Origin of the sequence: Halococcus agarilyticus (genome assembly GCF_000334895.1) — an archaeon.
In the GTDB taxonomy this organism is placed as follows: domain Archaea; phylum Halobacteriota; class Halobacteria; order Halobacteriales; family Halococcaceae; genus Halococcus; species Halococcus agarilyticus.
This window is the reverse complement of record NZ_BAFM01000008.1, coordinates 1-20,225: the sequence shown is the minus strand read 5'-3', so window position 1 is coordinate 20,225 and position 20,225 is coordinate 1. Positions and strand designations below refer to the sequence as shown.

The 20,225-nt window shown below is 65.7% G+C and carries 23 protein-coding genes and 1 pseudogene; 14 read left to right on the top strand and 10 right to left on the bottom strand.

Going from position 1 to position 20,225, the window contains the following annotated elements:
* Window positions 1–30: 30 nt before the first annotated feature.
* Both TX76_RS07865 and cobT read right to left on the bottom strand, forming a co-directional pair.
* Complete coding sequence (locus TX76_RS07865) at window positions 31–1,359, bottom strand: cobyrinic acid a,c-diamide synthase (RefSeq protein ID WP_049901296.1); 1,329 nt, start codon at window positions 1,357–1,359, stop codon at window positions 31–33.
* Window positions 1,356–2,363: a nicotinate mononucleotide-dependent phosphoribosyltransferase CobT gene (gene cobT / locus TX76_RS07860; protein WP_049901294.1), complete on the bottom strand. Its 1,008-nt coding sequence runs from the start codon at window positions 2,361–2,363 to the stop codon at window positions 1,356–1,358. Before cobT ends, TX76_RS07865 begins: the two co-directional genes overlap by 4 nt.
* A 393-nt stretch (window positions 2,364–2,756) precedes the next feature.
* Here cobT and TX76_RS07850 point away from each other — a divergent pair, with 393 nt between their 5' ends.
* Entirely contained in the window at window positions 2,757–3,569 is an 813-nt protein-coding gene (locus TX76_RS07850; RefSeq protein WP_049901290.1) for a DUF7839 domain-containing protein, read from the top strand.
* 53 nt (window positions 3,570–3,622) lie between these two features.
* Here TX76_RS07850 and TX76_RS07845 read toward each other — a convergent pair whose 3' ends face one another.
* Window positions 3,623–3,979, bottom strand: a complete 357-nt coding sequence (locus tag TX76_RS07845; RefSeq protein ID WP_049901288.1) for a PadR family transcriptional regulator — start codon at window positions 3,977–3,979, stop codon at window positions 3,623–3,625.
* A gap of 185 nt (window positions 3,980–4,164) precedes the next feature.
* Here TX76_RS07845 and TX76_RS07840 point away from each other — a divergent pair, with 185 nt between their 5' ends.
* On the top strand, window positions 4,165–4,698 hold the full coding sequence (locus TX76_RS07840; protein ID WP_049901286.1) for an inorganic diphosphatase: 534 nt from the start codon (window positions 4,165–4,167) through the stop codon (window positions 4,696–4,698).
* A gap of 313 nt (window positions 4,699–5,011) precedes the next feature.
* On the opposite strand, the gene TX76_RS07835 is transcribed toward TX76_RS07840, so the two are convergent.
* Window positions 5,012–5,224: a YgaP family membrane protein gene (locus TX76_RS07835; RefSeq protein ID WP_049901284.1), complete on the bottom strand. Its 213-nt coding sequence runs from the start codon at window positions 5,222–5,224 to the stop codon at window positions 5,012–5,014.
* Between the two features lie 344 nt (window positions 5,225–5,568).
* Here TX76_RS07835 and TX76_RS07830 point away from each other — a divergent pair, with 344 nt between their 5' ends.
* From TX76_RS07830 to TX76_RS07785, 12 genes are all read left to right on the top strand, one after another.
* Window positions 5,569–6,915: an alkaline phosphatase family protein gene (locus TX76_RS07830; RefSeq protein WP_049901282.1), complete on the top strand. Its 1,347-nt coding sequence runs from the start codon at window positions 5,569–5,571 to the stop codon at window positions 6,913–6,915.
* Between the two features lie 443 nt (window positions 6,916–7,358).
* Window positions 7,359–8,273, top strand: a complete 915-nt coding sequence (locus tag TX76_RS18070; RefSeq protein WP_195156023.1) for a DUF5791 family protein — start codon at window positions 7,359–7,361, stop codon at window positions 8,271–8,273.
* A complete protein-coding gene (locus tag TX76_RS07820) occupies window positions 8,270–9,160 on the top strand; it encodes an SDR family oxidoreductase (protein WP_049901281.1) in 891 nt (296 codons plus the stop codon). The genes TX76_RS18070 and TX76_RS07820 overlap by 4 nt, the downstream gene beginning before the upstream one ends.
* A gap of 107 nt (window positions 9,161–9,267) precedes the next feature.
* On the top strand, window positions 9,268–9,414 hold the full coding sequence (locus tag TX76_RS18065) for a hypothetical protein (protein ID WP_195156030.1): 147 nt from the start codon (window positions 9,268–9,270) through the stop codon (window positions 9,412–9,414).
* A gap of 268 nt (window positions 9,415–9,682) precedes the next feature.
* The gene (locus tag TX76_RS07815; RefSeq protein ID WP_049901279.1) at window positions 9,683–10,333 is read left to right on the top strand and encodes a helix-turn-helix domain-containing protein; all 651 of its coding nucleotides are present in this window, start codon (window positions 9,683–9,685) and stop codon (window positions 10,331–10,333) included.
* Between the two features lie 158 nt (window positions 10,334–10,491).
* Window positions 10,492–10,656, top strand: coding sequence for a DUF7563 family protein (locus TX76_RS18740; RefSeq protein WP_449404482.1), 165 nt, complete (start codon window positions 10,492–10,494; stop codon window positions 10,654–10,656).
* Window positions 10,653–11,366: a helix-turn-helix domain-containing protein gene (locus TX76_RS07810; protein WP_049901278.1), complete on the top strand. Its 714-nt coding sequence runs from the start codon at window positions 10,653–10,655 to the stop codon at window positions 11,364–11,366. The genes TX76_RS18740 and TX76_RS07810 overlap by 4 nt, the downstream gene beginning before the upstream one ends.
* Window positions 11,367–11,461: 95 nt before the next feature.
* Window positions 11,462–12,550: an aldo/keto reductase gene (locus TX76_RS07805; RefSeq protein WP_049901276.1), complete on the top strand. Its 1,089-nt coding sequence runs from the start codon at window positions 11,462–11,464 to the stop codon at window positions 12,548–12,550.
* Between the two features lie 86 nt (window positions 12,551–12,636).
* The gene (locus TX76_RS07800) at window positions 12,637–13,425 is read left to right on the top strand and encodes a helix-turn-helix transcriptional regulator (protein WP_049901274.1); all 789 of its coding nucleotides are present in this window, start codon (window positions 12,637–12,639) and stop codon (window positions 13,423–13,425) included.
* A 408-nt stretch (window positions 13,426–13,833) separates the two neighbouring features.
* The gene (locus TX76_RS07795; RefSeq protein WP_049901527.1) at window positions 13,834–14,955 is read left to right on the top strand and encodes a glycosyltransferase family protein; all 1,122 of its coding nucleotides are present in this window, start codon (window positions 13,834–13,836) and stop codon (window positions 14,953–14,955) included.
* Window positions 14,956–14,981: 26 nt separating this feature from the next.
* Complete coding sequence (locus TX76_RS07790; protein ID WP_049901272.1) at window positions 14,982–15,533, top strand: DUF7109 family protein; 552 nt, start codon at window positions 14,982–14,984, stop codon at window positions 15,531–15,533.
* A 24-nt stretch (window positions 15,534–15,557) separates the two neighbouring features.
* Window positions 15,558–16,157 carry an NUDIX hydrolase gene (locus tag TX76_RS07785; protein WP_049901270.1) on the top strand — a complete coding sequence of 200 codons (600 nt, stop codon included), beginning with the start codon at window positions 15,558–15,560 and terminating at the stop codon, window positions 16,155–16,157.
* A 29-nt stretch (window positions 16,158–16,186) separates the two neighbouring features.
* Here the strand turns inward: TX76_RS07785 and TX76_RS07780 are convergent, their stop codons facing one another.
* The 6 genes and pseudogenes from TX76_RS07780 to TX76_RS17040 all read right to left on the bottom strand — a co-directional run.
* Window positions 16,187–16,492 (bottom strand): hypothetical protein, encoded by a 306-nt coding sequence (locus TX76_RS07780; RefSeq protein ID WP_049901268.1) that lies wholly within the window; start codon window positions 16,490–16,492, stop codon window positions 16,187–16,189.
* Window positions 16,489–16,683 (bottom strand): hypothetical protein, encoded by a 195-nt coding sequence (locus TX76_RS07775; protein ID WP_049901265.1) that lies wholly within the window; start codon window positions 16,681–16,683, stop codon window positions 16,489–16,491. The genes TX76_RS07780 and TX76_RS07775 overlap by 4 nt, the downstream gene beginning before the upstream one ends.
* A complete protein-coding gene (locus TX76_RS07770; RefSeq protein WP_049901263.1) occupies window positions 16,673–16,906 on the bottom strand; it encodes a UPF0175 family protein in 234 nt (77 codons plus the stop codon). Before TX76_RS07770 ends, TX76_RS07775 begins: the two co-directional genes overlap by 11 nt.
* A 455-nt stretch (window positions 16,907–17,361) precedes the next feature.
* Window positions 17,362–17,847, bottom strand: a pseudogene (locus TX76_RS07765) (Eco57I restriction-modification methylase domain-containing protein); the annotation flags it as partial.
* Window positions 17,848–17,872: 25 nt separating this feature from the next.
* Entirely contained in the window at window positions 17,873–19,219 is a 1,347-nt protein-coding gene (locus TX76_RS07760) for a hypothetical protein (protein ID WP_049901259.1), read from the bottom strand.
* A partial coding sequence (locus TX76_RS17040; RefSeq protein WP_154019034.1) for an AAA family ATPase occupies window positions 19,212–20,225 on the bottom strand: 1,014 nt, incomplete at its 5' end. The genes TX76_RS07760 and TX76_RS17040, both read right to left, overlap by 8 nt.

Below are 20,225 nucleotides of genomic sequence, written 5' to 3'. Positions count from 1 at the left end.
GTCCTCCGGCGATCATCGTCTCTCCGGCGATCATAGCGCGTCCACGAACTCATCGAACGCGGTGCTCTCGGGGTGGACGTGGGCGTAGGTCCCGAGCGTGCGGTACTCCGTGAGCCCGTCGTGCTCCCCGTCGATCCCTTCACCGCGCTCGACGTCGAAGGCGAAGCGCGCGTCGGCGTCGACGGTCGCCGTCGAGTAATGGAACTCGTGACCGCGAAGGGAGTCGTTCGCGTTTGCGGTCAGCGTCGATGCGCGTGCGCTGAGTTCGACGTGATCGAGCGCCTGGTACCGATCGCGCATCTCGATCGTGGCGGGGAGGACGCCCGCCATCTCGTGGGTGTCGCCGTCGACGGTCGTGAGCGACTCGGCGAGCACCATCATCCCGCCGCACTCGCCGAGGATCGGGACGCCCTCCCCGGCGCGATCGCGGAGGGTGGCGAGCGCCGGTCCGTCGGCAAGCGCGGCGGCGTGAAGCTCCGGGTAGCCCCCCGGAAGATAGATCCCGTCGGCTTGAGGCACGTCGTCGCCCGCAGTCGGGGCGAACGTCACGACCTCGGTGCGCACCCGGAGGCGCTCCATCGTCGCGGGGTAGACGAACCGGAACGCCGCGTCGCGCGCGACCGCGACGCGCTTCCCGCGGGTTGGCTCCGGATCGATGGAATCGACTGCGGGCGGTTCGCGAGCGACATCGAGTAGCCGGTCAGTTCGTACGTGTGTCGCCACCTCGTCGAGCGTTGCGGGGTCGATCGGTGCCTCGTCACCCATGTGGAGGCCGAGGTGACGATCCGGGATTTCGAGATCGGGTTCGGGCGGTATCCGACCGAAGTACGCGAGATCGTCGGGCAGCGCCTCCCTGATCCCACGCTCGTGGCGACCGCCGTGGGCGCGCTGGGCGACGATCCCCACGACGTCGACGTCGCGTCCGGCGTGAGCGGCGTACTCACGAAAGCCGACTGCGGTCGCCGCGACGCTCTCCATGCCGGCGCTCGCGTCCACAGTCAGGATCACCGGGAGGTCGAGCGATTCGGCGACCATCGCCGTGCTCGATCGGTCGCCGTCGTACAGCCCCATCACGCCCTCGACGACACAGACGTCGCCCTCGCCGCGGGCGTAGTTCCGTCTGAGCCCATCAGTGCCTTCGAGCCAGACGTCGAGGGTGCGCGAGGCGCGCTCTCTGTCGTGGTTCCCAGAACCGTCGGAACCGAGGATAGCGGTGTGGTGGCTGGGATCGATGAAGTCCGGGCCGGCCTTCGCGGGCTGGACCGTGTGGCCCGCCGCTTCGAGCGCGCGGACGACCGCGAGCGTGGCGACGGTCTTGCCGACGCCGGATCGCGTGCCGCCGATCACGACGCCCTTCATGGTTCGACCCGGGGCTCGGTCGCCAGCAGTCGGTCGTGGATCGCGACGACGCGATCACGGACGTCGGCCATCGGGATTCCTTGGCGTTCGGCCAGCGCGAGCGCGCCCCCCATCCCGACGCCCTCCTTGGCTTCGCCCGCGACGTAGGCGTCGAGCGCGGGATGGGACCGCCGATCGAAGCCCGGATCGGTGATCGTCAGATCGAGGTCGAGATCGCTCGCCAGGCCCTCGACGTCCGCGGTTCGATCCGCGGCGAGAAACGACGTCGTGGCGAGCGAGAGCGGTGCGTCCACGCCCGCGTGGCGGGCGAGCGCGGCGGCGGCACAGAGCTGGGTTCCGCCAGCGAGCGTGACCGCGGTGTCGGTCGCGGTCGCCCCGGCGACGAGCCCCGCGACCGCGGCGAGCACCGGATCGCCGACCGCCCGCCCCGCTTCGAGCGGTGCGCCGGCAGCCCCGTCACGCGCGATTCCGGCCGCGTCGAGCGCCTGGTCGACCACCCGCCGCTTGAGCGCGAGCGGGTTCTCGGCGAGCGACGACGAGGTCGCCTCGCGCTCGCCCAGCGCGGCGAGAACACAGCGTGCGGTGGTCGTCCCGCCAGGGATCGTCTCGCCGATCACGAGGTCGTCGTCCGGAAGCCCGCGTGCGTACGCCTCGGCGGCCGCGAAGACGTCTCTGGCTCCGGGGACCGCCTGCCCCGTCCGGACGTCCTGGCCTGGTTCGCCACCCACCTCGACGGTCGGCGCGGCGGTCGATCGAGCGAGCCCCGCGTCGATCGTGACGGTCTCGAACCCCGCCAGCTCGTGGACCGCGCGGGTGACGACTGCCGGCGTCGGACAGCCCGACGGACTGATCGGAACGACCGGCGAGCGTACCGGCCGGCCGTACGCGACCATCTCACAGTCGGCGCTCGGTGTGTGCACCGTGGCGGCCGGCTCCGCGCCGGCGGCGCTGATCCCCTCGATCCTCGCGGTTGCCGTGCTTCCGGCGACGACGACGAACCTCACCGGGCGATCAGCTCCGTCCCCATCGCTGGTTGGTGCGTCGTCCTCCCGTCCCGACTCGCAGCCCCGTCACTACCAACCGTGGTTGGTGTAGCACAATAGTAGTTGCTCTTCCGCGTGGATCGCTGGTTTCGGCCCGCTTCTTCGGCCGTCCCGGTGGGCGACACGAGCACCGACTGCTCGTCGGCCGTCTCGAACGGTGCTCGGCGATCGGGGTGCGATCGCAGCGTGGTCGTCGTGCCCCGAACGACCCGAAACAACTCCGGTAGAGCGAAAATCAACGACAGTCGCACCGATACAACTGGAGTTGCGTCAACGAGCGACGAACGGCGCCGAAGCACAACTGCGTCGGGAGTACGCCAAAACTACTTGCGTTCGCGGTGCGCACCGCCGGCAATGACGAACGCGGACGACGCCAGGGAGGCAGGGGTGCTCCGGAGCAAGCGCAACGCCACCCGGTATCGGATCCTCACGGGGATCGCCGAGCGCCAGCCGGCGGTCAGCCAGCGCGAGGTCGCCGATGCGATCGGCGTCACCTCCCAGGCGGTGAGTGACTACCTGAAGGACCTGATCGAGGAGGGGTACGTCGAGAAACACGGCCGGGGGCGGTACGAGGTGACCAAGGAGGGCGTCGACTGGCTGATGACTCGGACCGACGAGCTCCGCGCATTCGTCGATCACGTCGCGGCGGACGTCATCGAGGAGGTCGAGGTGGACACCGCGCTCGCCACGACCGCGATCGACGAGGGATCGACGGTCTCGCTCGCGATGGGCGACGGCGTGCTCCGCGCGACGGCGGGCGGTGCGGGGAGCGCAACCGCGATCGCCGTCACCGACGCCGCGGCCGGCGAGGACGTCGGTGTGACGGATTTCACGGGTGTGCTCGACTACGAGCTGGGGACGGTGACGGTGCTGTCGGTGCCACAGGTCCAGGACGGCGGCAGCGCGGCGCTCGATTCCGAGACGGTCGCCGACGCCGCTGCGGACCACGACCTCGTGGCGACGGCGGGCACCGAGGCCCTCGCCGCGGCGCGGACGGCGGACGTCGACCCCGACATCCGGTTCGGGACGGCGACCGCGGTTCGAGAGGCCGCCACGAAGGGGCTCGACGTCTGTCTGCTCGCGGTCGCGGATCGACTGTCGGCCCACACTGGCGAGCTCCGCGACGGCAACGTGAGCTACGAAGTCGTGGACGCCACGGAGCCGTAGCCGGCACTCGCGAGGGCCGTCACGTACCGCAAAAATCGCCGTCGGTCGCCGTCTTACGCGCTGTCGTCGACGAGATCGCGCACGGTGTCGGCGCGGTCGCCGTCGGTCACGAACTTCGAGAACGTCCAGTCGAGCTTGTCGACGACGGCGTCGTAGCCCGCGTCGGTCAGCTCGTACTGGTTGGTGCGCTTGTCGAGTTCGCTCTTCGCGACGAGGTCGAGCTCCACGAGGTCGTCGAGGTTGGGGTAGAGTCGGCCGTGGTTGACCTCCGAGTCGTAGTACTCCTCGAGCTGGCGCTTGATCGCCAGGCCGTACATCGGCTCGTCCGAAAGGATGACGAGGATGTTTTGTTGGAAAGCCGTCAGGTCTCGGGCGATGCTCCGGTCCGGTGCCGCCTGTGCCTCTGACATCGAAGCAAGATATGTCATCCGTCTATTTAATAGTTTGCAACCGCAATCGCGAACTGCCGATTTCAGCGGCGAATACTGCTACAACCGAGGAATATTCTTGGGGAGTACCCCGTCATCGCGGTCGATACTCACCGGTGCAGGGCGAACAGAAAATACTTTTTGGCTGCCTCGTGCAGGTTCGGTCGATGACGAACCTCTGGGAAGACCTCGAAACGGGCCCCGATCCGCCGGAAGAGATCTACGCGGTCGTGGAGTGTCTCAAGGGCGAGCGCAACAAGTACGAGTACGACAAGGACGTTCCCGGCGTCGTCCTCGATCGCGTGCTCCACTCGAACGTTCACTACCCCTCCGACTACGGGTTCATCCCACAGAGCTACTACGACGACGAGGACCCCTTCGACGTCCTGGTGCTCGTCGAGGATCGGACGTTCCCCGGCTGCATCATCGAGGCCCGCCCCGTGGCGCTGATGCGGATGGACGACGACGGCGAGCAGGACGACAAGGTGATCGCCGTTCCGAGCGAGGATCCCCGCTACGATCACATCGAGGATCTGGAGGACATCCCCCAGCAACAGCTCGACGAGATCGACGAGTTCTTCGAGACGTACAAGAACCTGGAGGAAGGGAAGGAAGTCGAGACCCAGGGCTGGGAGGATCGCCAGGCGGCCTACGACGCGATCGAACACGCCCAGGACCTCTACGCCGAACAGTTCGGCTGAGTCCGCGAGTCGTTTTTGTGGGAAGATCGGTATGCTGATTCGACGGAGAAGTGCCTGTTCTCGGCTCAGTAACGGTTTCGGATGCTACATCCGACACAAATGAGTGCCACACCCTCCCCAGCCGATTCCTTCGCTCGGGCCGATGGCCCTCACTCAGTCATCCCTCGCACGGTGTTGCACGCTCGGTGCTCGCTGTCGCTCACGGGTCGCTGTGCTCCCCGCTCGCATCGAGGCGCTTCACTCCGTTCGCGCCTCGCACCGCTCACACACGAGCGTGAGCGCACGCCACCACAAAAGTCAAGCACGCGAGCCGTCACTCCCGCGGACAGGTGTCGACACCGAGCAGCTTGTTCAACCCACAGCGCGCCGTGGCGAAGTTGAACAGCAGGCCGGCGCTCCCGAGCGCCGCGACGACCGCCATCGAGCGCCGATCGGCGCGAAGCGCGCCGAACGCGACCGCGACGAGGCACGTGCCTACCACGCCGCGAGCGATCCGATCGAAGCCACCGACGTTTCGCTCGAACATACTCGACCGACGAGTTCCGCCGGGGAAAACCCTCGTATTCCTCACGGTTATGCAGGTGTCGGGGCGAATGTGTTAGAATTATGGGTAGTCTTTTGAGGACGGGAGCCGTAGCGATGGTCGTGATGGCCGCAAAACGTCCCGCTGCTGGCTTGCATCACCTGACGGTGGTTCCCGAAAGTCTCGCGCCCGAATCCGACGACGCGGACGACGGGACAGCGCGCTGTCCGGCCTGTGGACAGCCGCTCGGCGAGCACTGACCGCGCGACGGCTCCCCGACAGTCCCGACGCCGTGAGGGGTGATGCCGAAACGAACGTTCTTTGTGCCCCTCGGGAGTAGCCGCCCCATGGGACTGTTCGACCGCATCCGCGGCGACGACGCCCCGCGCGTCGCCTTCTTCGGCATCGACGGCGTTCCGTACAGCCTGATCGAGGACAACCCGGACGTCTTCGAGAACCTCACCGCGCTCGCCCGCGACGGCAGCGCGGGCGCGATCGACTCGATCGTGCCTCCCGAATCGAGCGCGTGCTGGCCCTCGCTCACGACCGGTGTGAACCCCGGCGAGACCGGCGTCTACGGCTTCCAGGATCGGGAGGTCGGCTCCTACGACACCTACGTGCCGATGGGCCGGGACGTGCAGGCGACCCGGGTCTGGGACCGCGTCGAGGACGAGGGCCGCGACGCCACCGTGATGAACGTCCCCGTGACGTTCCCGCCCCAGCGCGACGTCCAGCGGATGGTCTCGGGCTTTCTCTCGCCCGGCGTCGACGAAGCCGCCTACCCCGACGAACTCCGGGATACTCTCAACGCGCTCGACTACCGGATCGACAACAACGCGAAGCTCGGTCACGACGACGACAAGACCGAGTTCCTCGAGGACGCCCACGCCACGCTCGACGCGCGCTTCGAGGCCTTCTCGCACTACGTCGAGCAGGACGACTGGGACCTCCTCTTCGGCGTGTTCATGACCACCGACCGGGTGAACCACTTCCTGTTCGAGGACTACGAGCGTGACGGCGAGTACAAGCAGGAGTTCTTCGAGTTCTACAAGAAGGTCGACGAGTACCTCGGCCGGCTGCGCGAGATGCTCCCCGACGACGTCACGATGGCGGTCGCCTCCGATCACGGCTTCACCGTCCAGGACCACGAGGTCCACTTCAACGAGTGGCTCGAACAGGAGGGCTGGCTCGACTTCGCCGAGGACGACCACGAGAGCCTCGCGGACATCTCCGATGACACCGAGGCCTACGCGTTCATTCCGGGTCGCTTCTACATCAACCTCGAGGGCCGCGAGCCACGCGGCGGCGTCGCCGAGGACGACTACGAGGAGAAACGCACCGAGCTGAAGAAGGCGCTCGAAACGCTCGAAGGCCCCGACGGCCGGAAGGTCTGCGAGCGCGTCGTCGAGAAGGAGGACGCCTTCCGCGGCGCTCACGACGACATCGCGCCCGATCTGGTGGCGATCCCGAACCACGGCTTCGACCTCAAGGCGGGCTTCTCTGGCCACGGCAGCGTCTTCGACACCGGGCCGCGCAACGGGATGCACAGCTTCGACAACGCCTGCCTGTTCGTCGACGACGCCAATGCTCGGGTCGGTGACGACACCGACCTGTTCGACATCGCTCCGACGCTGCTCGACGCGATGGAGATCGACTACGACCGCAGTGAGTTCGACGGGTCGAGTCTCGCCTGACGACTTTTTTACTTCGTCCCCACTCGGTCACTTCGCTCCCTCGGGGTGCTCAGAAATCAGAGATTTCTGGCATCACGGAACGGCTCCGCCGTTCCGTACGACCTTGCAAAAAACCTCGACTAAAAACACCCGCTCGTTCGCGTGGTCCGAAAATCGCGCCGCGATTTTCGGCATCACGAAACGGCGAAGCCGTTTCGGACGACTTCGCGCTCACTCGGGGTACGACTGCTGGCGCTCCCCGCAACCGCCACCGCACAGCACCGCCGAAGCCCTCGCTCACTCCGTTCGCTCGCCCTTCATCCACCAGGAGAGCAAACTCTCCTGAGCCCCGACTCGCTACGCTCGTCGGGACGCCAGGGACCGCACCGCGACCGCGGCCGCACTACAACCACCCAACCGCTGCCGGCGAAGGTTCAAATCGGAAGCCGAAGCCACCGTGCGGCATGCAGGATGCGTCGGGCCAGTCGATAGCGGGCAGACGAGTCGACGACTGCGGCTGTGAGCCACGCATCGAGGGTCACCGACTCGTCGTCGACGCCACCGACTGCCCGGAGGAGGGTCGTCTGGCGGCGAGCCCTGCCTGTCGTGCGAGTGTCGTCGGCGCACTCGTCGGCCGGTCCGTCGCCAGCGTGCGAACCCGGATCGAGACCGGGGAGTACGTCTACGACGACGGGGCAACGGCGCTGCTGATCGCCGCCGACCGGTTCGTCGCGCTCGCCGCAGGCCACGATCAGGCGCTGGCGGCGCGCGCACTCGGCGACCCGCTCGGTGCGGCCCGCGTCGCGGCCGGCCGCACCGGACCCGTTGCGGAGTTCGCCGCCACAACGGGGCTGATCGAGGGATTGGGGCGCATCGCGAGCTACGACGACGCGTTCGCCGCCCGCTCCGCGACCGAACTCAATTCACTTACGTCGGCGAGCGGTACTCCGAATATGCTCCACGACGTCGACGATGCGGGCAGTCTCTCGCCCGACGAACTCCGCGCGCGCTACGACCAGCGCCTCCGGACCGTGATCGAGGAACACGGTGTCGAGGTCGTCGCCGACGAGGCTGGCGTCGCGAGCGAACCGGTCGACGTGCTCGCCGAGGGCGAATCACCCGAACTCACGCTCGAAGAGGCAGCGGCGATCCTCTCCGTGAGTGAGGACGAACCCGACGCGGAGGCCATCGTGCTCGAAACCCGCGATCACCTCCTGATGGGGATGACCACCGCCGTGCTCGACGTCGAGGCGGTCGAATCGGGGATCGACGGCGCGCTCGACGCCCGCGAGATCCAGCAGAAGATCGAGGGCCGGCTCCCGATGGACCTCGACGAACTCGCCACGATCCACGGCTACATCGAGGAGCGCAAACCGTGAGTCGCGTCGTCGTTTTGGGGTGTGGCTACGTCGGCCTCGAACTCGGTCGCCAGCTCGCACCCGATCACGACGTCGTCGGGGTGCGCCGCTCGGCGGACGGCGTCGAACGGATCGAACACGCCGGGTTCGAGGCCATCCAAGCGGACGTCACCGATCCCGACGCCCTCGCGCGCGTTCCAGACGTCGACGCCGTGGTGTTCGCGGCGAGTTCGGGCGGGCGAGGGGCCGACGCTGCGCGCGAGATTTACGTGGACGGCCTCCGGACCGCGATCGGGGTCTTCGGCGCGCGCGACCACGCGCCCGACCGCCTGGTCTACACCTCCTCGACCGGCGTCTACGGCGATCACGACGGCGGCTGGGTCGACGAGGACACCCCGATCGAGCCGACGACCGAGAAGACAGAGGTGCTCGCCGAAGCCGAGCGAATCGCCCGCGAGGAAACCAGCGATCACGGTATTGCGGGAACGGTCGCGCGGTTCGCGGGGCTGTACGGCCCCGACCGCTACCGGCTCGATCGCTACCTCGATGGCCCCGTGACGGCGGGCTATCTCAACATGATCCACCGCGACGACGCCGCCGGCGCGATCCGGTTCCTCCTCGACGCCGACGCCGCCCGCGACGACACGGTGCTCGTGGTCGACGACGAACCCGTCTCGAAGCACGCCTTCGCCGACTGGCTCGCCGACGAGTGCGACGTTCCGCGCCCCGAGAAGCGAACGAAAGCCGAGCGCCTCGAAGACGGCGATCTCTCGGACGCTGCACGACGGCGTATCGAGACCTCGAAACGGTGTGCGAACGACAGGCTCCGCGATCTCGGCTACGAACTCACGTACCCGACCTACCGCGAGGGCTACCGGGCGGCGATCGACGCGTACCGGGGTGGATGAGGCGATAGTTTACAGCCCTCTCGCGCCGGTCCGATCGACGTGCTGCGTATGAACCGGTGACATATGCAACACGAACTACAATGAGGGAGGGCGGCGTAGCGACTCGTGTGCGCTGGGTCGAGTGCAACTACTGCCACGACTGCGAGTGGTCCGCCAGCATCGAGGACCACGATCGTCACGAACTCGGCACACTCGCCATCGAGCACGCCACCGAAACCGGCCACCACGTCGACAGCGAACTCCGCGACGAGTAGTGCGTCCCCGATTTCACCGACGCTGTAACCCACAGTTGTCACAGCACCTTTACGTATGCAACCCCTTGCCATTCAGTACGGGACTTGCAGTCACACTGATGGGCGTTCCCAGCGCGGACAACCGGCCGGCCGTGGGGAGGCAGGCAGGGGAATTCTCCATTCCAAGAGCGAGCTCAGCACGGTGATCTACCGATGCACGCACCACACACGACGGCCGCCCGCACGAATCGCAGTATCACCGATCGGAACGGGAGGGAGCGGTAGACCGATGAGCGTCATCGCGCGCATCAGCCTGCCGGCCGGGGGCTTCGAACTCGGGCAGGTGTTCACGGGCACGGCCGCCGAGATCGAACTCAGCGAGTTCGTCGCCATCACCGACGATCCCCTGCCGCATTTCTGGGTCACGAACTTCGACGGCGACATCGAATCGTTCGAGGCGACGGTCCGCGACGACCCGATCGTCGGCGCGCTCACCAGGCTCAACGGTCTCGCCGGGAAGGTCCTCTACGAGATCGAGTGGGCCGACGGCGTCGACGGCTTTCTCACCGCGATCGCGACCAACGAGATCATCGTCGAGTGGGCCACCGGCACCGCCGAGGAATGGACCTTCGCGCTTCGTGCCGGCGACCGCGAGGCGCTCTCGTCGTTCTACGACGACTGCCTCACCCACGACGTTCCCGTGACAGTGAAGGAGATCCACCCCGAACCCGAGGAGCCCGACGAACCTCAGTTCGGGCTTTCGGCGAAACAACACGAGGCGGTCACGCGCGCGTTCGAGGCGGGCTACTACGAGGTCCCCCGCACCACCTCGCTCACCGAACTCGGGACGGCGACCGACATCAGCCGCCAGGCGTTCGCCCGTCGACTCAACCGCGGCACCCACCGCGTCTTCGCCAACACGGTCATGCTCGACAGCTGACCGCGCGGCCGCCACGCCGAGCCACTGTGCCGACGTCCCGACCTGAGCGAGCACGGAACCGTGAGGTCGACTCGAGTTTCATTCCCCCCCCCTTACTAAAACGGGTACAAGGGTACTGCCAACCCCAATCCGATAGTCGGCCGTTCTCTTTGCTTACCATGCCCGCTTGCAAAAACTGCAAGGGATTCGTGACCGACCGGTACGTGCGAGTGTTCGCCCCGACGGGAATGGACGACGTGCGCGTCTGTCCGAACTGCGAGGACAAACTCCGCTCGGGGGCCGAAGTCCGTGAGGCACATTCGTCGCGGCATGCCAACAAATGAGCGAACGTACCGATTCGGCGGGAGCCCCGACGCCGCGGACGCCCTCGACATCCACCGACGCGAGCACCGCACAGTTCGTGCTTCCGGCGAAGGGGTTCGCGCTCGCCGACCTGTTCGAGCGGGTTCCCGACGCGCGCGTCGAGTGCGAAGCCGCCATCGCCAACCCCGACGACCACGCGCTGTTGGTCGTCCGGACCGAGGAGCGCGAGCGCGCCGTCGACGCCGCACTGCGATCCGATTCAGGGGTCGCGGCGGTCGAGCGCTTCGGCGAGCGCGCGGACGGGTGGACGTATCGGGTGACGTGGGACGGTCGCCCCCGCCGGCTCATCCAACGACTCGTCGCCGCGGACGTCACGCTCCTGTCCATGCGGGGGGCGGGCGGCGAATGGAAACTCCGGCTGCTGGCTCCCGACCGCGACGGGATCGCACGGGCGCACGACGCCATGGACGACCTCGATTGTGGGGACGAGTGCCGGAGGATTTCGACTTTCGACGGTGGCGGGTCGGCCCGGTCGGAGCTGACCGACGAACAGCGCGAGGCACTTCTCACTGCGTTCGAGGCCGGATACTACGAGATCCCGCGCGACATCACGGCGGCCGATCTCGCCGACGATCTCGACATCTCCCACCAGGCGCTCTCCGAGCGGTTCCGGCGTGCGCACGAGCGGCTGGTGGAAACCGAGCTCGTCGTCGGCGACCGCCCACCGTGACGTCCAGGCGAACTCCCGCGAGTACAGTGGCCCGCGGAACCTCGCGGTAGCCGCTCCGACCGACAGCATATCCCCACGAGCCACCAATCGCCCGCATGGCAACCAGCGAGGCGACGTGGGCGTACCGCGACCGCCATACTGAAGAATTCGGCCGGACGTACTTCCGGCGCTTCGGCGACTGCATCGTCTCCAGCATCGGCCTCGGCACCTACCTCGGCGACCCAACTGACGAAGTCGACGACTCGTACCACGCCTCGGTCGTGCGGGCGCTCGAATCCGGGATCAACGTGCTCGACACCGCGATCAACTACCGTCACCAGCGTTCGGAGCGGGTCGTCGGGCGCGCGCTCGATGCCGCCGAGGTCGATCGCGACGCGGTGGCGATCGCCACCAAGGGCGGGTTCGTCCCCTTCGACGGCGAGCGACCCGACGACCCCGGAAAGTTCGTCCGCGAAGAGTACGTCGAGAGCGGGATCATCGACCCCGACGACCTCGTTCGCGGAATGCACTGCCTCGCGCCCGCGTTCGTCGACGATCAGCTCGACCGTTCGCTCGCGAACCTCGGGATCGAGACGGTCGACTGCTACTACGTCCACAACCCCGAGTTCCAGCTCGACGAGCGCTCGCGTGGGGCCGTCTACGACGATCTGGAGGCGACGTTCGCGAGGCTCGAGGAGCGTGCCGCTGTGGGGGACCTCCGACACTACGGCGTCGCGACGTGGGACGCGTTCCGTGTCGCACCCGACGATCCGAACCACCTCTCGCTCCCGGAGGTCGTCTCGCGCGCCCGCGACGCCGCCCGGACCGCGGGCAACGACGCGACTCACTTTCGCGCCGTTCAGCTCCCGTTCAACGTCGTCATGGCCGACGCGTTCACCGTCGCGGCCCACGACGGGCCCGATGGCCCCCAAAGTGCGCTCCGGTTCGCACGCGAGGCCGGACTCGACGTGTTCGTGAGCGCCCCGCTCGCTCAGGGTCGCCTCGCGGACGAAATCCCGACCGACGTCGCCGACCGACTCGACGGCGACACGCCGGCCGCGAAGGCGCTCACGTTCGCGCGCTCGGGGCCTGGCGTGACGTGCGCGCTCGTCGGGATGCGCAGTCCGGAACACGTCGTGGCGAACGTCGATTCGGGGCGGGCGGACGCGATGGGGGCGGACGCGTTCGACGCGACGTTCGAGTGAGCGAGCCCTCGACTCGTGGGTCGGATGTGACTTTCCTCCCAGGCCTCCAAAAGACATATACCGTCATGTCCAAGAGGTCCGAACCAATGGGACCGCGCGAGCACGTCGCGTTTCTGGCCGGCTCGGCGAACCGGGTGCGGATCCTCGAAACGCTCCGCGAGCAGCCCCACCGCCAGTGCGAACTCACCGAGGCGTGCGACCTGTCGCGCTCGACCGTCCACCGCGCGCTCGACGGGCTCACCGACCGAGGCTGGGTGGAACAGATCGACGGCGAGTACCGCCTCACCGTCGGTGGTGACCTCGTTCTCGGCCACTACGCGGCGCTCGAATCCGCGATCGACCGGGTGGACGAGTGGGGGCCGTTCCTGAATCGGCTCGGCGACCTCGCCACTACGCTCCCGCTCGCCGCGCTCTCGGAGGCGACCCTCGTGACGAGCACGCCCGAAAACCCCCACGCGGCGGCCGCCCACTTCGCCGACGGGCTCGCGACGACCACGACCGAGAAATTCTACGCCATCTCGGGAGTCGTCAGCCCGCGGTTCAACGAGGCCGCCCAGGAACTCATCGCCACCGACACGGAGATGGAGATGCTCATCGACGAGTCGGTGTTCGAGACCTCCTCGACCGACTACGAGGAGGCACTCGACGACGCCTACTCGCTCGACAACTTCACGCTGTACCTGTACCCCGACGACCTCGCGTTCGGTCTCGCGGTCTTCGACGAGCGCGTGCTGATCAGCACGCACGACGAGCGCGGCGTCCTTCGCGAGTGTCTCGACAGCACCGACGAGACGCTCCGAACGTGGGCGTGCGGCGTCTACGACGACCACCGGAGCGCCGCCACGCGCGCCGACGCCCCGGTTCCACAGGAGTGACCCCTCCGCTGTTCGGAGGGTGACACATGTTTCACGACGTGACACACGATGCAGGGAGTAAGTATTGAATGGTGGGGATCGTCCGTTCGAGTGGAACCGCCTCTGGTTCCGTGCGCACGGGATCCGGTCCGTTGCCCTGGCATCATCTCCCGTGCCTTTTCACGACGCCACCGTCGAGAACTGACCGTGTCGCCGACCCCACGGGTCGACGACCACGACGCGTTCCGGAAGGCTTGATTGTGCGCTCCGCGTACCGACAACCGTGTCACGGAGCCCGCCGTCCGGCCTGCTGTGTCCGTCGGTTCCGCATCGGATGTCCGGTCGAACGATCGTCGCGACTGGACGACGCGCGCTGCTGTGCGCCGACCGGTCGCCGATCGTGACGACGGCCGGACGGGGAGCGTAGCCGTGGAGTACGTCCAGGAGCGGATCGCGACGCTGCACGACTTCGGCGACGCCGTCCCGGACGCGCCCACCGACCGGGCGACCGTCGTCGTGCCGATGACCGACCGTGAGTACCGGACGCCGGCGGCCGAGCGGGTCCTTTCGACGCTCGCGGACGTCGACCCCGAACGGGTGCTCGTCGCGCTCCGGACCGAGCCCGAGAACGTCGGCGCGTTCGACGCGTGGCTCGGGGCGTTCGATCCGGTCGAGACGCTCTGGTGTGGCGGCCGGCGGGTGCGGGCGCTCCTGGCCGAGCACGGTCTCGACGGCGCACAGGGCAAAGGGCGGGACGTCTGGCTGGCGCTCGGGGTCGCCGCGCTCGACACCGAGTACGTCGTGATCCACGACGCCGACGCGACCTCGTACTCGGCGGGAGACGTTCCCACGCTGCTCGCGCCGCTCGCGGACGAGTTCGGGTTCGTGAAGGGGTACTACGCCCGCATCGAGCGCAATCGACTGTTCGGCCGGCTGTTTCGGCTGTTCTACACGCCCCTGGTGTGCGCGCTCGCCGAGCGCCACGACGCGGCGATCCTCTCCTATCTCGATTCGTTCCGGTACGCGCTCGCGGGCGAGGTCGCGCTCACGGCCGATCTCGCGCGCCGGCTCCGGGTGAGTCGGGAGTGGGGGCTCGAAATCGACACGCTCGGGGCCGCGTTCGACGCCGTGGGGTTCGCGGGCACTGCTCAAGTAGACCTCGGCACCCACGTCCACGATCACCGCGACGTCGGCGGGTCGGCGGGGCTGGCGGCGATGAGCCGCGCGGTCGGCGCGGCGGTCTTTCGCACGATCGAGAAACACGGCGTCGAACCGGCATACGAGACGCTCCCCGCGCGCTACGAGAGCGCCGCGGGGACGCTCGTCGACCAGTACGCCGCCGACGCCGCGCACAACGGGCTCGACTACGACCGGGCGGCCGAGCGCGACCAGGTCTCGCGGTACGCCGCGGCGATCGAACCACCGGGTGCAGACACCAGGCTCCCGGCGTGGGCAGACACAGCTCTCGATCCCGAGCGAGTTCGCGAGGCGGCGCGAGCGGATCTCGCGGCCGCCACAGGCAGTGGACCGACGCCGGACGCCAAGGGCTAAACGACGCCCCGTCGAAACGCCTCGCGATGGAGTTCAGCCACGACGAGCTCGCGGGCGTGGTCGACCTGTTCGGGGCGCTCACCCGTCCCGAACTACTCCAGGCGTGCGACGAGCTCGCGTTCAAGCGTGGCACCGAGTTCGAACCGGAGGGCGCGTTCGACGACGCGATCACGGCCTACCGGCTCGTCGCGATCGATCCCATGGACCTCGCTGGGACGCAGTCGGAGCCGACCGCGGACGAACCGCTGCTCGCCGTCGGTCCGACGGCGTTTCCGACACTTCCCGACCGGGCCGAGGACCTCCCACACATCCTCGATATCGAGCCGCGCGAGGTCGACCGTGCGGCGCTCGGGGCCGTCGCCGAGGAGCGATTTCGTGCCGACGCGGCGCGGGCGGTCGCGGACGACGACCACGCGCGGATCTCCCAGCTGTTGGACGTGAGCTACGATCTCGAAGCGTGGGCCCCGGTCGAACTCGGCGGCGTTCGCGACCGGCTCGACGACGCGACGATGGAGACGGATGCGGCCGACGAGCGCGCCGAGAGCGTCACGGCCGAGATCGACGAACGGACGAATTAAGCCCCGGCGGTACGTCCGGTGGATATGGACCTCGCGCGGGTGGCTCGGTACGCGGCCACGGCGGTCACCGACGAGCAGCGGGAGGCGGCCGTGCTCGCGCCGGTCATCACCCGCGGGGACGGGCCGCATCTCCTCTTTACCAAGCGCGCCGACCACCTCGGCGAGCATCCGGGCCAGATGAGCTTTCCCGGCGGCGGTCGCGAACCGAGCGACGAGGACCTCACCGCGACCGCGCTCCGGGAGGCGAACGAGGAGATCGGGCTCGATCCGGCGACCGCCGAGGTGGTCGGCCGGCTCGACGACATCCGGACCGTGACGGAGTACGCGGTCCGGCCGTTCGTCGCCCGCGTTCCCGACCGCGAGTACGTCCCCGACGAGCGCGAGGTCGCCGAGGTTGCAGTTCTCTCGGTGGCGGCACTCACCGATCCGGCGAACTACGACTCCGAACGCCGCGATCACCCATACTACGGCGAGATCCGGCTTCACTTCTTCCGGGTCGACGAGTACGTGGTGTGGGGGGCTACCGGGCGCATCCTCGCCCAGCTTCTCGAACTCACGACCGACTGGCGCGTGCCCGACGAGCCGGATCGGGTGGTCGATCCCGACGCCGACTTTCCAGTGTGAGGCGCGTGGTTCGATCCACCGACTTCGGTTCACTCGCTTCGTTCGAGGACCTCACGAACGCTTTCGACGGGAGAGCGGTAGCGGCCCGCTTCGACCCACCGTTCGAGAATCCCATCCGCCTCTCTGACCGAGAGTTCGTCGCGGAGAACGAGCCGAACGAGAATACCGACTGAGCCAGTGAGTTCGACGTCGCGTTCGGCCGCGAGCTCGCGCGCTGGACGATCGTCCGTTGCGAGCGTTCCTGAACGCTCCCGTGTGGCGGCAAGTGCGTACGACTCCCCGCGATCGAGGTGATCGAGTACGTCGTTTCCCGGTTCGCTTTCGACGGCGATCACGTCCGTCGCGCCGATCGCCCGATCGAGATGATCGTACCCCGCTTCGAGTCCGTCCGAAGCTCGTCCGTGACTGCTTCGACGGTCACGAAACGGGCCGGAAGCGTATCGAGACGGTCGACATCGTCGGTGATGGCGAGGTTCGAGAGCACTGTCGCGTCGAGAACGACCGGCGAGCGAAGCTCATTCGCCATTACCGTTCTCGTCGAGAGCGAGGCCCGCGTCGTCGCGCGCTCCGGCGACCGTTCGTGGGCCATGACGGAGTTCGAGACCGGCGTCTTCGAGGATGTCGCGCATCTCCCATCGCGTGACGCCCGCTATCTCCGCGGCCTTCCCCTCGTTGACCTCCCCGAGGGCATACAGGCCAACCGCGTGGGCGAGATCGTCGTCGGAATCGGCCGGCTCGGAACGCGCCATTTGGTGTTTCTACGGCCTCCACCTTTTTACTTCATCGGCTCCGACGTTTTTCCGTCGTTCGAAAGACGCGAAGCGTCTTTCGTGATCCTCAAAAGAGTCTTCGGCTCTTTTGGACAGTGCGATTCCGAAGGAATCGCTTGCAGTCGGGCGACTTCGCCGCCCGACGACCTCGCGGGACCTTCGGTCCCGCTTAGTGACGAGACGCCGAAGGCGTCTCGAACCACCTCGGGTGCGCTCGCTCCGTTCACGGCTCGTACCTCGCCGTTCGCATCGAGGCGCTCACTTCGTTCACGCCTCGCACCGCTCGGCACAAAAACATCGATCAAAAAGGCCGAGTCTCACCCTCCGGAAGAGCGAAGCTCTTCCGTGCTCCCGCTCGCCTCTGGCTCGCGGGAACTTCGGGTTCGACCCGGTGAGCCGCTCGCTGCCTCGCTTCGCTCAGTCACTCGCGGACGCTACTCCCCGACTGCCTCCTCCACGATCTCGATTTCCTCGTCGGTCAGTCCGTACAGCTCGTACACGATCTCGTCGATCAACTCGTCGGTGCGCTCGATCTGCTCGTCCAGCTCCGCCGCGCGCTCTTTCGTCCGGCGATAGCTCGCCACGCCCTCGGCGACGTCGCCTGGCTCGGGCAGCGTCAGTCCCCGCAACCGATCCACGAGCGAGTTCGTCTTCGTCGCGGTCTCGCGAAAGCCCGCGAACCCGCCGGCCTCGTCGACCGCTCTCGGCACGAACGCACAGATCAGGTCCGCCTGGTCCGCGGTGAGATCGGTCACCCGCAGCGCGGGAAGCGCCTCGGTCTCGGTGTACCCCCAGCGGTCCGTTTCGACCGCCTCGCCGTCCGCGGCCCCGCCGGCGTCGGCCGCGGGCTTGTACCGCGCGGTCAGCCGAACGGTGACGGTGTGCTCGCTCTCGCGCTCGACCGTCGCCCGCCCGACCCGGTGAGCCTCCGCTTATTCGCTGTGTTCAGTCGACAATAGCTTCAAGAACGTCCTGTAGTCGCTCTTCGACTTCTGAGGCTTGAAGAATACGGATCGAGCGTTGTTCGTCTACCTCACGCGTTTCTTCGTCTTTGATGTCTTGGATCACAAGTAAGCCGTTCCATCCCGAGCCGAAGAAATCCGTCCTACGATCAAAAACAAACTCTCCATTCTGTCGGAGAAATGCGATATATTCCAAAGTTTCTTCGACACCTCGGTGGATGGTCTCTTTTCGTACGGAGTTCTTTACCTCTGTGATCAAGTACTCACGTCGGTCATTTTCCCGAATCTCTAGAACAATCACGTCTGGCCGTTTAGTACGTCGTACGGAGTCCTCGTTCTGAAAGTAGTGCGTCGTCACCTCCTGAGCCTCTCTCTTGACCATTTCTGCACGACTTAGCTCCGGCCGTGGTGTGTCCATCTCTGCTGTGACGAAACTCAGCCCACTATTTTTTCCCGACTGATCGTGGTAGAGTACGAACTCAGCATCATCACTCTGCATTCGGGCTACTTCCTGAGACCCTGATACAATAGTTCGAATCCGAAAGTCTTCACCAGGAAAGGTCTCAATAACTCTGATGAATTTGAAGAGGACAAACAACTCAAGGAGTGTTTCGTCGTCATCAGGTGTAATCGTTGTTTCCTTCAGCAGGTCCCTGATCGACTCTCCGTCGCCCTCCGCTGCCTCGCTGTATTCACGGAGAAGTCTGCCCGCCTGTCGATAAACCTCGCTTCGCGACTTTTCGGCCGCACGAAACATTCGCTCTGTCGGTTCGTATTCTTTCGGATCTCTAATACGAGATATATGAACATTGCGCTCAAATATCTCCATCAGCACGTCTACTAGCTCTAAGTTCTCTTTCCATCGGTCCGTCACCCACTCATACTCTCTCTGCAGATACTCTCTGCAATCACGTAGTGTCCAGTAGATAATCGAAAGGAGCCGTTTCAAGACGAGATTTTCCTGAATATCGTAGTTCTCCGAGCGATTTCTACAAACGAACAGCGAGGAGTCACCCGGAGCGCGAGAGTGTCGCTCGCGAAGTGTCGCTGGCCAATCTATACGCCCGCTCACATGCCCTCGTTGTCTTGACGAAACGTTTTCCGTCTGTGTTTTGACATTCCGAAGACGATCAGGGAGTTTCTCAACGAACTGTACGACTTCTGGACGGAGTACGAAGTGTAAACGTACGAGTGACTCGAAATCTTCAAACCGTTCGTCAAGACCAACTGGTCGGACCTCCTGGATCAGTTGACTTTCAGGATACGACCCGTGCATCACGTACGCGAGTACGTCCTGCGTGAGTTCATCGAGAAGTTCGTCTCTATTCATTCGTATCGAGATCGATATCAAGTATGTCGTTTGCGAGTCTCCGTAGGACTTGACCGTTTACTGCTCCAGTAGAGATGATTTGTTCAACCATCCGTTTCCGATACGGAACACCTTCCAGCTGTGGGTAGAGATAGTTCGCGATTGCTTGTGTGAGAAGCCGTTTACGGGCAGCAGAATCATCTGGGGCCTGTTCAAGAGTGGTGAGGATATCCTCAATAATGGCTGGGCCGATTTTTCTGTTCTGGATGGCCGTGTTGGCTGCGTGCCACACCTCGCCTACGGTACGGAGCGCATCATCACTCAGCGATTTGTCCCATACTTCGGCGTATTGTTCCATTAGCGCAAGCTGTTCATCACTTGCTTCCGGAACGTCTGGTGCGTCAACGTGTATGAAAGAGAATCGTCGCATGAATGCGTATGAGAGTTCATACAGCGAGGTTTTGTCGTAGCTGTTCATGGTTGCGAATAGTCGCCATGATGCTGGTTTCACGTATTGGTGTGCTTCGGGCTCCTCATCGAAATTCTCTCCCGGGAGAATTTCGATCTCGTTTCCGTCGTGTTTGAACGGCAATTGAACGCCTTGTCCAGACAGGAGGGTAAACAGTTGACCGAACGATTTGTCGATATCCGCACGGTTGATTTCGTCAACGATGAGCGGCTCATTCTGTTGAACGCCGTTTTGCCTGAATCGTCTGAGTACTTGACCGGGTTCAAACCCAAGATCCCCGTCGCCTTTCTCCGGCATATAACCACCAATAGTCTCAAACGTTGACCAGTCCGCGGTTGCGGTCGTCACCCGATAACCAGTATACAATGAATCATATTTGTCGGCAAGATGTTTGCAGACAAGCCTCGCGATTTCGGTTTTTCCGGTCCCCGGTGGGCCAGTAAGAATAATGTGTTTGCCAGCGTTGAGTGCTGAAGAAATCTGGTTGACGATTTCATCATCTTGACTTTCGGGAAAATACAGGTCGGAGAGAACACTTCTGGGAAGATCTACAGAAAG